Source organism: Pseudomonas sp. B21-015, from assembly GCF_024749285.1.
Lineage (GTDB): Bacteria > Pseudomonadota > Gammaproteobacteria > Pseudomonadales > Pseudomonadaceae > Aquipseudomonas.
Window position 1 is genome coordinate 928,610 of the sequence record NZ_CP087196.1, and the last position, 13,671, is coordinate 942,280.

At 59.7% G+C, this 13,671-nt stretch carries 13 protein-coding genes; 7 read left to right on the plus strand and 6 right to left on the minus strand.

The genetic code is table 11. The features are described from left to right. Positions 1–198 precede the first annotated feature (198 nt). Together quiC and LOY38_RS04285 are read left to right on the plus strand one after the other, a co-directional pair. Positions 199–2,100 carry a 3-dehydroshikimate dehydratase QuiC gene (quiC, locus tag LOY38_RS04280; RefSeq protein WP_258698968.1) on the plus strand — a complete coding sequence of 634 codons (1,902 nt, stop codon included), beginning with the start codon at positions 199–201 and terminating at the stop codon, positions 2,098–2,100. A gap of 103 nt (positions 2,101–2,203) precedes the next feature. After that, positions 2,204–2,881 carry a TetR family transcriptional regulator gene (locus LOY38_RS04285; protein ID WP_258698969.1) on the plus strand — a complete coding sequence of 226 codons (678 nt, stop codon included), beginning with the start codon at positions 2,204–2,206 and terminating at the stop codon, positions 2,879–2,881. 100 nt (positions 2,882–2,981) lie between these two features. Here the strand turns inward: LOY38_RS04285 and LOY38_RS04290 are convergent, their stop codons facing one another. The 5 genes from LOY38_RS04290 to LOY38_RS04310 form a co-directional block, all read right to left on the minus strand. Further along, positions 2,982–3,836 (minus strand): shikimate dehydrogenase, encoded by an 855-nt coding sequence (locus LOY38_RS04290; protein WP_258698970.1) that lies wholly within the window; start codon positions 3,834–3,836, stop codon positions 2,982–2,984. Positions 3,837–3,841: 5 nt separating this feature from the next. Beyond that, on the minus strand, positions 3,842–4,282 hold the full coding sequence (aroQ, locus tag LOY38_RS04295; protein WP_258698971.1) for a type II 3-dehydroquinate dehydratase: 441 nt from the start codon (positions 4,280–4,282) through the stop codon (positions 3,842–3,844). 211 nt (positions 4,283–4,493) lie between these two features. Next, complete coding sequence (locus tag LOY38_RS04300) at positions 4,494–5,405, minus strand: LysR family transcriptional regulator (RefSeq protein WP_258698972.1); 912 nt, start codon at positions 5,403–5,405, stop codon at positions 4,494–4,496. Positions 5,406–5,538: 133 nt separating this feature from the next. Beyond that, on the minus strand, positions 5,539–6,618 hold the full coding sequence (gene trmA, locus LOY38_RS04305; RefSeq protein WP_258698973.1) for a tRNA (uridine(54)-C5)-methyltransferase TrmA: 1,080 nt from the start codon (positions 6,616–6,618) through the stop codon (positions 5,539–5,541). Beyond that, the gene (locus LOY38_RS04310; RefSeq protein WP_258698974.1) at positions 6,615–7,910 is read right to left on the minus strand and encodes an NCS2 family permease; all 1,296 of its coding nucleotides are present in this window, start codon (positions 7,908–7,910) and stop codon (positions 6,615–6,617) included. Before LOY38_RS04310 ends, trmA begins: the two co-directional genes overlap by 4 nt. 228 nt (positions 7,911–8,138) lie before the next feature. Here LOY38_RS04310 and LOY38_RS04315 point away from each other — a divergent pair, with 228 nt between their 5' ends. Then, complete coding sequence (locus tag LOY38_RS04315) at positions 8,139–8,594, plus strand: YolA family protein (protein WP_258698975.1); 456 nt, start codon at positions 8,139–8,141, stop codon at positions 8,592–8,594. Between the two features lie 67 nt (positions 8,595–8,661). Further along, positions 8,662–9,213 carry a DJ-1 family glyoxalase III gene (locus tag LOY38_RS04320; protein WP_258698976.1) on the plus strand — a complete coding sequence of 184 codons (552 nt, stop codon included), beginning with the start codon at positions 8,662–8,664 and terminating at the stop codon, positions 9,211–9,213. A gap of 22 nt (positions 9,214–9,235) precedes the next feature. Here the strand turns inward: LOY38_RS04320 and LOY38_RS04325 are convergent, their stop codons facing one another. Next, positions 9,236–10,474 (minus strand): MFS transporter, encoded by a 1,239-nt coding sequence (locus tag LOY38_RS04325; protein ID WP_258698977.1) that lies wholly within the window; start codon positions 10,472–10,474, stop codon positions 9,236–9,238. Positions 10,475–11,000: 526 nt separating this feature from the next. Between LOY38_RS04325 and LOY38_RS04330 the strand changes: the two genes are divergently transcribed. Genes LOY38_RS04330 through LOY38_RS04340 form a run of 3 tightly spaced genes read left to right on the plus strand, consistent with a single transcriptional unit; the run spans position 11,001 to position 13,670 of the window. After that, positions 11,001–12,440, plus strand: coding sequence for a cytochrome ubiquinol oxidase subunit I (locus LOY38_RS04330; protein ID WP_258698978.1), 1,440 nt, complete (start codon positions 11,001–11,003; stop codon positions 12,438–12,440). 3 nt (positions 12,441–12,443) lie between these two features. Beyond that, positions 12,444–13,451 carry a cytochrome d ubiquinol oxidase subunit II gene (gene cydB / locus LOY38_RS04335; RefSeq protein ID WP_258698979.1) on the plus strand — a complete coding sequence of 336 codons (1,008 nt, stop codon included), beginning with the start codon at positions 12,444–12,446 and terminating at the stop codon, positions 13,449–13,451. Positions 13,452–13,502: 51 nt separating this feature from the next. Next, positions 13,503–13,670 (plus strand): DUF2474 domain-containing protein, encoded by a 168-nt coding sequence (locus tag LOY38_RS04340; RefSeq protein ID WP_052967973.1) that lies wholly within the window; start codon positions 13,503–13,505, stop codon positions 13,668–13,670. The last annotated feature ends 1 nt before the right edge of the window (position 13,671 follow it).

A 13,671-nucleotide genomic window follows, 5' to 3' on the forward strand; every position in this document is an offset into this window, starting at 1 on the left:
TTTGAATTGCTGTGTGGATTCGTCAAGCCAATAATTTACCCAAGACAAACGCTACCCCTGTAGGAGCTGCCGAAGGCTGCGATCTTTTGATCTTGATTCTGACGCCTGACCTATTGCTGAAGGCAAAGTCAAAAGATCGCAGCCTTCGGCAGCTCCTACGCCCTGACAAGAAATTTCCCTACCACCGGGAGTCCATACATGCAGCGTTCCATTGCCACCGTTTCCTTGAGCGGCACCCTGCCGGAAAAACTCGAAGCCATTGCCGCCGCCGGTTTTGACGGGGTGGAGATTTTCGAGAACGACCTTCTCTATTACGACGGAAGCCCGCGAGAAATCAAACAGATGTGCGCCGATCTCGGGATCGCCATCACACTGTTTCAACCCTTTCGGGATTTCGAAGGTTGCCGCCGCGATCGCCTGCCGCGCAATCTGGAGCGGGCCGAGCGCAAGTTCGATTTGATGCAGGAACTGGGCACCGACCTGGTGCTGGTGTGCAGCAACGCTTCGGCCGACTCCATCGGTGATGAACAGATCCTGATTGATGATTTGCGCCAGCTCGCAGAACGGGCCGGTATTCGTGGCCTGCGGATCGGCTATGAAGCGCTGGCCTGGGGCAGGCATGTGAACACGTATCAACAGGTATGGAACATCGTTCGCCAGGCCGACCACCCGAGCCTCGGCGTGTTGCTGGACAGTTTTCATACGCTGTCGCTCAAGGGCGACCCGAGCGCCATCGCCGAGATTCCCGGCGACAAGATCTTCTTCGTGCAAATGGCCGACGCGCCGATCCTGGCCATGGATGTGCTGGAGTGGAGCCGACACTTCCGCTGTTTCCCGGGCCAGGGTGAATTCGATCTGCCGGGCTTCCTCGCGCCGATCATCAAGAGTGGCTACACCGGGCCGCTGTCGCTGGAGATCTTCAACGACGGCTTCCGCGCCGCACCGCCACGGGCCAACGCCGCCGACGGTTTGCGTTCGTTACTGTATCTGGAAGAGAAAACCCGCCAGCGTCTGGAGCAGCAAGCCACGCCTGTGGCCAATCGCGACATTCTGTTCGATACCCCAGGCGCCAGCGAATACAACGGCATCGAGTTTCTTGAATTCGCGGTGGACGAAAGCCTTGGCGCCAAGCTGGCCCATTGGCTGGAGCGGCTGGGTTTCGTCAAGGCCGGGCAACACCGCTCCAAGAGTGTCAGCCTGTTGCGTCAGGGCGATATCAACCTGATCCTCAACTCCGAGCCTTACTCGTTCGCCCACAGTTTTTTCGAGGCCCACGGTCCATCGCTGTGCGCCACCGCCGTGCGGGTCAAGGACAGCACCAGTGCACTGGCCCGCGCCGTTGCGTACAAGGGGCAACCCTATCGCGGGCTGGTAGGCCCCAATGAGCTTGAACTGGCAGCGGTTCGTGCGCCGGATGGCAGCCTGATTTACCTGGTGGACCAGGACGCCGACGTCTACGGCACCGACTTCAACCTGCAACCGACGGCCGTCGCCAGCGGTGGCCTCAAGCGCATCGATCACATGGCGATGGCACTGCCCGCCGACAGCCTCGACAGCTGGGTGCTGTTTTACAAAAGCCTGCTGGATTTCGAGGCCGACGATGAAGTGGTGTTGCCTGACCCGTATGGTTTGGTGAAGAGCCGCGCATTACGCAGCCGCTGCAGTTCGATCCGCTTGCCGCTGAACATTTCCGAGAACCGCAACACTGCTATCTCACATGCGTTGTCGAGTTATCGCGGTTCCGGCGTGCATCACATCGCTTTCGATTGTGACGACATTTTTGCCGAAGTCAGCCGCGCGAAGGAGGCCGGCGTGCCGCTGCTGGATATCCCGCTCAACTACTACGATGACCTCGCCGCGCGGTTCGATTTCGACGACGAATTCCTCAGCGAGCTGGCCTACTTCAACGTGCTCTACGACCGCGATGCTCAGGGTGGCGAGCTGTTTCATGTTTACACCGAGCCGTTCGAAGGACGGTTCTTTTTTGAAATCATCCAGCGCAAAAACGGCTACGCGGGTTACGGCGCGGCCAACGTGGCAGTGCGACTGGCGGCCATGGCAAAATCACGAACTGGTGGCGTACGTCAGGCAAAGTTGTAGGAAAATCGTAAACATGGGTACAAAACCGCTGCCGCGCGACTTCCTTCACCGGGCGCAGCGGCCCATAATCGCCCACTTGTGTAGTGATGGCCGTGAGCCCGCAATGACAATAATTTCAGAACTCTCCGTAGCGCCCGAAAAGCCAATTGCCGAGCCTCGCAAGAGTCGCAAGAACAACCCGGAAAAAACCCGCGAGAACATCCTTCAAGAGGCCATTGTCGAGTTCGTCCAGCAGGGGCTTTCCGGTGCCCGGGTCGATGCAATCGCCGAGCGCATCCACACCTCCAAACGCATGATCTATTACTACTTCGGCAGTAAGGAACAGCTCTACGTCGAGGTGCTGGAGAAACTCTACGGGGATATCCGCAGCACCGAGAGCCGTTTGCACCTGGCCGAACTGGCGCCGGTGGAGGCGATTCGGCGGTTGGTGGAATTCACCTTCGATCACCATGATCGCAACGTCGATTTCGTGCGTATCGTCAGCATCGAGAACATTCACAACGCCGAGTATGTGAAGCGCTCCGATGCGATCAAGGCGATGAACAACACCATCCTCGATTCACTGGGTGAGATTTTGCGTCGCGGGGCCGAAGCGGGTGTATTCCGCGGCGGCCTCGATCCGCTGGATGTGCACCTGCTGATCAGTTCGTTTTGCTTCTATCGCGTGTCGAACCGTCATACCTTCGGTGAGATCTTTCAGATCGACTTGCCGGACGAAAGCATCAAGCAGCGTCATCGGGAGATGATCTGCGAGTCGGTGTTGCGCTACCTGCAGGCCTGATTTCCAGGGCCCTTAAAAGATCGCAGCCTGCGGCAGCTCCAGAGACCGGTGTGTACCCGGACATTTGCAGGAGCTGCCGCAGGCTGCGATCTTTTGATCTTCAACCATTCATGCTCTGAAAATGCGCCAGCATCCGCTGGGCATCCGGCACCACCCCGCTGAATAATTCAAACGCCTTCACTGCCTGAAACACCGCCATGTTGCCGCCATCCAGGGTTCGGCAACCCAGCGCGCGAGCGTTGCGCAGCAGTTCGGTTTCCAGTGGGAAGTAAACGATCTCTGCTACCCATAGATCGGCCCGAAGCAGCTCTGCCGGCACGGGCATGCCCGGCAGTTTTTTCATGCCCATCGGCGTGGTATTGACCAGTCCGTCCGCCTGACCCAGCGTGCCTGGCAAGTCATGACCGGCCACGGCGCGGCCAAAACCAAAATGCTGATTGAGGTTGTTCGCCAGCGACTGAGCCCGGCTGTGATCCACATCGAAAATACTCAGCAGTTGTACGCCTTCGCTCAATAGCGCGTGGGCCACCGCCGCGCCTGCACCCCCTGCACCCATTTGCACCACACGCTCACGGGCAACGTCCTTCAGGCCACGGCGAAACCCTTCGGCAAAACCCAGGCAATCGGTGTTATGGCCGATACGTTTCCCGTCCTTCAGCACCACCGTGTTCACCGCGCCAATGCCGCGGGCTTCCGGCGACAATTCGTCGAGCAACGGGATGATCGTCTGCTTGCACGGGAAGGTAATGTTCAACCCGGTGAAGTTCATGCGTTCGGCGGCCATCAGCAGGTCGGGCAGGGCGCCGCTGTCGAGTTTCAACTGATCCAGATCGATCAACCGATACAGGTAGCGCAAACCCTGCGCATCACCTTCATGCTCGTGTAGCGCCGGGGTGCGGGAAGCCTGAATGCCGGCGCCGATCAACCCGGCGAGTACCACGGTGTTCTGTGTCATGACGCTTAATCCTTCAAACGTTGGCTGAAATGCTCCAGCGCCAAACGATAGCCGTGGCTGCCGAAACCGCACATGACCGCCGTGGCGATGGACGAGACAAAGGAGTGATGCCGGAAAGGTTCGCGGGCATGGACATTGGACAGGTGCACTTCGATCACCGGCAGTTCGCTGGCGACCAGGGCATCGCGAATGGCGACCGAGGTGTGAGTCCAGGCGGCCGGGTTGATGACGATCCCGGCGCAGCGGCCACGGGCGGCATGAATCCAGTCGAGCAGTTCGCCTTCATGGTTGGTCTGGCGAAACTCCACCTTCAGGCCGAACTCTTCGGCTGCGCGACCGCACAGTGATGAAATATCCGCCAGGGTTTCGTGGCCATAAGTCGCCGGTTCACGGGTGCCAAGCAGGTTCAGGTTCGGGCCGTTGAGCACCAGAACGATAGGGGACATCGGTTCTCTCCACTTATTATTTTTGGCGTTGGCCGAGGGTTTCAGCCTGTGGAGATAAATTGTACTAACTGGTTAATCCGGTCAATTGAAGAGGTGCTGCAACGGTTTTTTGTGTGCGGTGATCGGACATATGCCAAAAGATCGCAGCCTTCGGCAGCTCCTGCAGGTGCACGCGTTTCAAAGGTAGGAGCTGCCGAAGGCTGCGATCTTTTCAGCGAGGCAGATGCTCAACCAGAAAATCGATAAACGCCCTGAGCCGCAACGGCACATGGCGGCTCTGCGGATACAGCAAAGTGAAGGGACGCGAACGCCCGCCATAGGGCTTGAGCACTTCAACCAGCGAGCCATCCGCCAGTTCGTTTTCGACGATGAAACGATAGGTTTGAAACAGTCCTGCGCCGTGTTTCGCCAGCGTCACGCCACCCAATACATCATCGGAACAGCAGTAATTACCCTCGGCCAAAATCTCCAGCGGCACGCCGTTATCGTTGAACAGCCAGGCAATCCGCCGCCCGTTGCTGGGTAGCTCGAACTGGATGCATTCGTGGTGCGCCAGGTCGTCGAGGGTTTGTGGAGTGCCGGCACGCTTCAGATAGTCAGGGCTGGCAATCATCACCAGCGCGGCGTCCTCCAGCGGCCGGGCAATCAGCCCGGAATCGGGAATGGCGCGCACACGGATTGCCATGTCGTAGCCTTCGCCGACGAAATCGATGTTGCGATTGCTGATGTGCGCCTCGACCTTCACGGCGGGAAAGCGCGCCCGAAACGCGGGCAGCAAGGGCAGGATGCGATGGTGGGCATAGGTGGTGGGAATGCTGATGCGCAAGGTGCCGGAGGGTGCCTGCTGTTGGCCCATGACTTCGCGCTGAGCCTCGACCAGTTGCGCAAGGGCTAGGCGACACTCCTCGAAATAACGCCGGCCACTGTCGGTCAGCTTGACGCTGCGTGTGGTACGCGCGAACAGCCGCACACCCAGACGTTCTTCCATCCGCGACACCGAGCGGCTGACGGCGGCCGGCGTCACACCCGCCACCAGGGCCGCGGCGGTAAAGCTGCCGGCTTCGGCGGCCAGGCAAAACAGTTCGATGCTGCCCAGCTGAAGATCGTCGAAATGTCGCTGCATGATTGATTACACCGGGAATCAAATGAAATGCCTGAGGCTGTATTTATCAAATAAGGGCGCACAAATACAGAGCGTTTCAATCGCCCACAAAAAAGCCGTCCCGGGGACGGCTGGTTTGTGTGTAGGGATGTAATCAACGACGGGTCAACAACACTCCGGATTCCATGTGATGGGTCCATGGAAACTGGTCGAACATCGCACATTGAGTGATGCGGTGAGTGTCGTGCAGTTGGGCGATGTTGGCCGCGAGGGTTTCCGGGTTGCAGGAAATGTAGAGGATGTTGTCGAAGCGCCGGGTCAGTTCGCAAGTGTCCGGGTCCATGCCGGCGCGGGGCGGGTCGACGAACACGCTACCGAATTCGTAGCTCTTGAGGTCGATGCCGTGCAGGCGACGGAACGGGCGAACTTCGTTCAGGGCTTCGGTCAGCTCTTCGGCGGATAAACGCACCAGCGTGACGTTATCCACCGCGTTTTCGCTCAGGTTGCTGAGCGCAGCGTTGACCGAGGTCTTGCTGATTTCGGTGGCCAGTACTTTGCGCACGCGGGTAGCGAGTGGCAGGGTGAAGTTGCCATTGCCGCAATACAGCTCCAGCAAATCGTCGGAACGATCGCCGAGGGCGTCATACGCCCAGTTGAGCATCTTCTGGTTCACCGTGCCGTTGGGTTGGGTGAACGCGCCTTCCGGCTGGCGATAGCTGAAGGTGCGACCGCTGACTTCAAGTTTCTCGACCACGTAATCGTGACCGATCACTTCGCGTTTGCCCTTCGAACGGCCAATGACACTGACGTTCAGCTCGGCCGCCAGCTTCGACGCCGCCGCGTGCCAGTGCTCGTCCAGCGGGCGGTGGTAGCACAGGGTGATCATCGCATCGCCAGCCAGCGTGGTCAGAAACTCTACCTGGAACAGCTTGTGGCTCAGGGCAGCACTCGCTTGCCACGCCGCCTTGAGTTGCGGCATCAATTGGTTGATGCGCAGGCTTGCGATCGGGAATTCCTCGATCAGGATCGGCGTGCGTTTGTCTTCCTGAGAAAACATCGCGTAATGGCGCTCGCCGGCCTCACGCCACAGGCGGAACTCGGCACGCAGGCGGAAGTTTTTCAGCGGCGAGTCGAACACTGCGGGTTCGGGGGCACCGAATGGGGCCAGCAGGTCACGCAGGCGCGTGACCTTTTCTTCGAGCTGTGCGGCGTAAGCCTGGGAATCAAAAGTCATGCGTTGAACCAACCCAACTTGATCACGAACAGAATCGACAGAATCACCAGCGCCGAATTCAGTTCACGGCCGCGACCGGACAACAATTTGGCGGCGGTCCAGGCGATGAAACCGAAGGCGATGCCGTTGGCGATGGAATAAGTGAACGGCATGGCCAGGGCGGTGACCACGACCGGTGCGGCGACGGTGATGTCGTCCCAGTCTATTTCCGCCAGGCCAGATGTCATCAGTACGGCGACGAACAGCAATGCAGGCGCGGTGGCGAAGGCTGGAACGCTGGCCGCCAATGGCGAGAAAAACAGCGCCAGCAGGAACAGAATTGCCACCACGACAGCGGTCAGGCCGGTGCGGCCACCAGCACTCACGCCGGCTGCGGATTCGATGTAACTGGTGGTGGTCGAGGTGCCCAGCAAGGAACCGGCCATGGCCGCGGTGCTGTCGGCGATCAGGGCGCGGCCCATTTTCGGCATGTGACCGTCCTTGCCCATCAGGCCAGCGCGTTTGGCAACGCCAATCAGGGTGCCGGAGTTGTCGAACAGATCGACGAACAGGAAGGCGAAGATCACGCTGACCAGACCGATGTTCAGTGCGCCTTTGATATCCAGTTGCAGAAAGGTCGGGGCCAGCGATGGCGGCATCGACATCACGCCGCCGAACGGGCTGAAGCCCAACAGGATGGAGACGATGGTCACCGACAGAATGCCGATCAGTACCGCACCTCGCACTTTCAGGGCTTCAAGCGCCACGATCAGGGCAAAACCGAGGCTTGCGAGAATCGGCGCCGGTTGCGTCAGATCACCGAGGCCGACCATGGTTGCCGGGTTGCTGACCACGATACCAGCGTTGTGCAGGGCGATCAGCGCCAGGAACAGGCCGATACCGGCGGCAATCGCCGAGCGTAGCGCCAGCGGGATGCTGTTGATGATCCATTCGCGGATGCGGAAGATCGACAACAGGAAAAACATCACCGCCGAGAGGAACACCGCGCCCAGTGCCACTTGCCAGGTGTGGCCCATGTGCAGAACCACGGTGTAAGTGAAGAAGGCGTTCAGCCCCATGCCCGGCGCGAGGGCGATCGGGTAGTTGGCGATCAGGCCCATGGTCGTCGAGCCGATGGCGGCTGCCAGGCAGGTGGCGACAAACACCGCGCCCTTGTCCATGCCGGTCTCGCCGAGGATGCTCGGGTTGACGAACAGAATGTAGGCCATGGCCAAAAAGGTCGTGACGCCCGCCAGAATCTCGGTCCGCACGTTGGTGTTGTGTGCCTTGAGTTGAAACAGCCTTTCCAGCATGTCTGCTCCCCGTGGCGCGCCCGGCGCCGTGAATGTATCGACCTCAACAGCAAAGCACAGACCGCCGTAGGCGCCTGGGAAATTTCTGTGGGTCGGAAAAAGCCGCGCATCATACCAGCAGCGTAGGGTTATGGCTGCTTATGGCTACGATCGTCGTCGATGTTTTGCCCAAAAGGGAACTGCGCCATACTGCGCTCTGTTTTTTTGGGGGGAGAGGGAAGGGTGAATATGAAGTGCATGAACAGGCGTGCGGTTACCGCATTCGCAATATTGATCGCATTGTTCCTGGGGGCGCAAATCGCCTCGGCAGCGACGGCGCCCCCGTTGAGCCAGGTAAAGGTACTCAAGGTCGAATCGCCAGGCTGTGGCTTTGAAAGTATCGCGGACGGCCAGGCGCAAACCCGTTGCGACCACAAGGGGCCGAACATCAAGGTTTACGTGCTGGAAGTCGGCTACGGTCGCCAGGCCCATGTCGCGCTGGACGGTTTCGAGGTGGATGGCACCCGGACCAAAGTCTGCGCGTTCGATAACGGCAATCTGACGGATTGCTCTGAACGGACCAAAGTGGTCGGCTTTTTGTACATCTTCGACCTGAAGGGCAAGCAGGACGGCAACTTCACGTTCAGCAACACCTCGATCAACGCACCGGGCAACACGATGTCGACCCAGCTTTACATCAAGTAACAGCCAGGCTCGAACAAGGGACAGGAAAGCTGACTACGCTTTAAAGATCATCCTGTGGACCGCGCCCATGACCTTTAGAGCCCTGATTACCCTCGCCGAGGGCATCGACGATCTGCAAACCGTGACCCTGATCGATGTGCTGCGCCGCGCCAAGGTCGAAGTGGTGGTGGCCAGCATCGAGTCGCGACGCATGCTCACCTGCGCTCGCGGCACCCGCTTGACCGCCGATGCGATGTTGGTGGATTTGCTGGCCCAGCCTTTCGACCTGATCGTTCTGCCCGGCGGTGTCGTGGGGGCGCAGCATTTGGCGGCTCACCAACCCCTGCAACAATTGATCAAGGACCAGGTGGCAGCCGGGCGCCTGTTCGCCGGTATTGCCGACTCTCCGGCGCTGGCGCTGCAAACCTTTGGCGTTTTACGTCAGCGGCGCATGACCTGCCTGCCCGCTGTCAGCCATCAACTGTCAGGTTGTAACTTCATTGATCAACCGGTGGTGGTCGACGGCAACTGCATCACCGCTCAGGGTTCGGGCGCCGCGTTGCAGTTTGCGCTGACGCTGGTGGAGCAGCTCTGTGGCAAAGCCATGCGGTCGACGGTGGCGGGGGAGTTGGTGGTTTAGAGAGCGCCCTGGACAGACTGCGTCATGCCCTGACTGCTTCCACCGGCACATGCATGCGGTCGCGGTTGGCCAGGGTCGGGAACAGTTTGATCCACGCCCCGGTCACCACCAGCGTGCCGATGCCACCCATGACCACTGCCGGCACAGTGCCGAACCAGTGGGCCGTCAGGCCGGACTCGAACTCGCCTAGCTGATTCGAAGCGCCGATGAACAAACCATTCACGGCACTGACCCGGCCGCGCATTTCGTCCGGGGTTTCCAGTTGCACGAACGAGGCGCGGATCACCATGCTGATCATGTCCGCCGCACCCAATACCACCAGCACGGCGAGGGAAAACCAGAACGAGGTCGACAAGCCGAAAGCGATCGTCGCCACGCCGAATACGCCCACGGCGGTGAACATGACCCGTCCGACGTTGCGCTCCATGGCAAATCGCGCCAGAAACAGCGACATCAGCAGCGCACCCACCGCCGGGGCCGAACGCAACAGGCCCAGCCCCCAGGGGCCGGTCAGCAGAATATCTTTGGCGAACACCGGCAGCAGCGCGGTCGCGCCACCCAGCAGGACGGCAAACAGGTCCAGGGAAATTGCTCCGAGAATGTCCGGGCGGCTGCGAATGAAGCGGATGCCTGCCAGCAGCGAATCCAGGGTCGCCTTGCCCTTGTTCAGCGGCGTCTGCCGGGCCGGGAGGTTGAGCATCAGCGTACAGGCGATGAGGTAGAGGATCACCGTCGGGCCATACACCCAGACGCTGCCGAAGGCGTAGAGCAAACCGCCCAGCGCCGGGGCGACGATGGTCGCCGATTGTTGCGCAGATTGCGCGGCGGCAACCGCGCGGGGGAACAGGGCGCTGGGCACGATGCTCGGCAGCAAGGCCTGGGTCGTTGGCATCTCGAAGGAGCGGGCGGCACCCAGCAGGAACGCGAGGATGAAGATCATCTCCCGGGTGACATGGTCGGTCGCGCTGCCGATGGCCAGCGACAGGGCGATCAACGCTTGCAGGGACTGACAGATCGCCGCGACCTTACGCCGGTCGTAGCGGTCCGCGACATGCCCGGTGTGCAGCATGAACAACACCCGCGGGGCAAACTCCACCAGCCCCACCAGCCCCAGATCGAGCACGTTGCCGGTCAGTTGATAAAGATTCCAGCCAATGGCCACGGTCAGCATCTGAAAACCGCTGGCGGTAAATACCCGAGCCAGCCAAAACGCGATAAACGGGCGGTGATGACGTAACAGCAAGGGCGCTTGGCTGGGCATCTGAGGCAGGTCTTGAGCGAGGGAAGGGCGAGATTATCACCTACCTGTAACCAGAGGTTGCGAGGGCGGGAAATTTAGTTAGCTAGACACCGATCTGCGGAGCAGACGAAATCCCGTGTGACGAGGGAGCTTGCTCCCGCTGGGCTGCGAAGCAGTCCTGAACCTGCCATCTCATTCCCACGGGCATATCGCATTACCCGGTTTTACGACTGCTGCGCAGCCGAGCGGGAGCAAGCTCCCTCGCCACAGGGAATGTATTGCAGTTCATGACCAAACCCGTGAGGCAACCTGTCACGCGGCAATAGACCACACCGTCCATCGGCAAAAATGCGACTACTCTTTCAACATTGCTTGATCCAGATCAAGACCCTTCGTGGAATTGATCGGGTGGCCTGATGGCCAGATTCCCTACGTTGTGATGATGGTAGAAAAAGAACGAATTCAAATTCGCCACACTCCATATCCGTGGGGGCAGTGGGTGCAGGCCGCAAGCCTTCAGCCGGTATTACCTGACAGAGGAAGACTTATGTTCGGTTTGGAGGCACTTGATCTCGCCCGGATTCAGTTTGCGTTCACCATTTCGTTCCACATCCTGTTCCCGGCCATCACCATTGGCCTGGCGAGTTACCTGGCGGTGCTCGAAGGCCTGTGGCTGAAGACGCACAATGGCACTTACCGCGATCTGTACCATTTCTGGTCGAAGATCTTTGCCGTCAACTTCGGTATGGGCGTGGTGTCCGGTTTGGTCATGGCCTATCAGTTCGGTACCAACTGGAGCCGATTCTCGGATTTCGCCGGTTCCGTGACCGGGCCGTTATTGACCTACGAAGTACTCACCGCCTTTTTCCTCGAAGCCGGTTTCCTTGGCGTCATGCTGTTCGGCTGGAACAAGGTCGGGCGCAAGCTGCACTTCTTCGCCACGGTCATGGTGGCCATCGGCACCCTTATTTCGACCTTCTGGATTCTGGCCTCCAACAGTTGGATGCAGACTCCGCAAGGCTACGAAATCATCAATGGCCAGGTCATTCCGGTGGACTGGCTGGCGATTATCTTCAACCCGTCGTTCCCTTACCGCCTGATGCACATGGCCACGGCGGCGTTCGTGGCTACCGCTTTCTTCGTCGGTTCGTCGGCGGCCTGGCACTTGTTGCGTGGCAAGGACAACCCGGCGATCCGCACCATGCTCTCGATGGCCATGTGGATGGCCTTGATCGTGGCGCCGATTCAGGCCGTCATCGGTGACTTCCACGGCCTCAATACCCTTAAGCACCAGCCGGCGAAAATCGCTGCGATCGAAGGCCACTGGGAAAATGTTGGCGATGAACCGACCCCGTTGATCCTGTTCGGCTGGCCGGACATGAAAGCCGAAAAGACCAAATTCGCGGTCGAGATTCCGTATCTGGGCAGCCTGATCCTGACCCACACCATGGACAAGCAAGTACCGGCGCTCAAGGAGTTCCCGCCTGAAGACCGGCCGAATTCGACCATCGTCTTCTGGTCGTTCCGGATCATGGTCGGCCTGGGTTTCCTGATGATCTTCACCGGTCTGTGGAGCCTGTGGCTGCGCAAGCGTGACAAGCTGTATACCTCGCGTCCGTTCCTGTACCTGGCGTTGTGGATGGGGCCGTCCGGTCTGATCGCGATCCTCGCCGGCTGGTTCACCACTGAAATCGGTCGTCAGCCATGGGTGGTTTATGGGCTGATGCGCACGGCGGATGCGTCCTCCGGGCACAGCTTCGTGCAGATGAGCATCACCTTGATCATGTTCGTTGTGGTGTATTTCGCGCTGTTCGGTGCCGGCCTTGGCTACATGATGCGCCTGGTGCGCAAAGGGCCGAAGGTCGACGAAGGCAAGGAAACCAACGAAGGCGGTCCTGGCCAGAAACGTACGCCGGCCCGCCCGCTGTCCGCAGCCGATGACAACGGTGACGGTGATCACAACCACAGCCTGAACAAGGAGATTTGAATCATGGGTATTGATCTTCCGCTGATCTGGGCCGTGATCATCATCTTCGGCATCATGATGTACGTGGTCATGGACGGCTTCGACCTGGGGATCGGGATTCTTTTCCCGTTCATCAAGGGCAAGACCGACCGTGATGTGATGATGAACACCGTCGCCCCGGTCTGGGACGGCAACGAAACCTGGCTGGTATTGGGCGGCGCGGCCTTGTTCGGCGCCTTCCCGCTAGCCTATTCGGTGGTGCTCTCGGCGTTGTACCTGCCGCTGATTTTCATGCTGATCGGGCTGATTTTCCGCGGCGTGGCTTTCGAGTTCCGCTTCAAGGCCAAGGACGCCAAGCGCCACCTCTGGGACAAGGCGTTCATTGGCGGTTCGATCGCCGCAACCTTCTTTCAGGGCGTGGCGTTGGGGGCGTTCATCGATGGGCTGCCAGTGGTCAACCGTCAGTTCGCCGGTGGCTCACTGGACTGGCTGACGCCGTTCACGATGTTCTGCGGTGCGGCGTTGGTGGTGGCTTACGCGCTGCTCGGCTGCACCTGGCTGATCATGAAGACCGAAGGCAAGCTGCAGGAACAGATGCATGACCTGGCGCGGCCATTGTCCTTCGTGTTGCTGGCGGTGATTGGCATCGTCAGCATCTGGACGCCGTTGGCCCATGCCGAGATCGCCGCACGCTGGTTCACCCTGCCGAATTTGTTCTGGTTCCTGCCGGTGCCGATTCTGGTGCTGGTGACCCTGTACGGTTTGATTCGCGCGGTGGCCCGCAACGCGCATTACACGCCATTCCTGCTGACCCTGGTGCTGATCTTCCTCGGCTACAGCGGCCTGGGTATCAGCCTGTGGCCGAACATCGTGCCGCCGTCGATCTCGATCTGGGACGCTGCCGCGCCGCCGCAAAGCCAGGGCTTCATGCTGGTGGGTACGCTGTTCATCATCCCGTTCATCCTGGGTTACACCTTCTGGAGCTACTACGTGTTCCGCGGCAAGGTCACCCATGAAGATGGTTACCACTAGCGACTACGGCGCAGGATTGATACCTGCGCCGTTGCAGAGGAGAAAGCGATGATGGCTGGCAAACCTGATTTGCAGGAAATCGAAGCCGCCGAGAAAAAGCCGCTATGGCAGCGACTCGGCTGGCTGGCGATGATCTGGACCGGCAGCGTCGTGGCACTGTTCATCGTGGCCAGCCTGATGCGCATGTTCATGAACGCCGCGGGCCTGAGCACCCACTGAA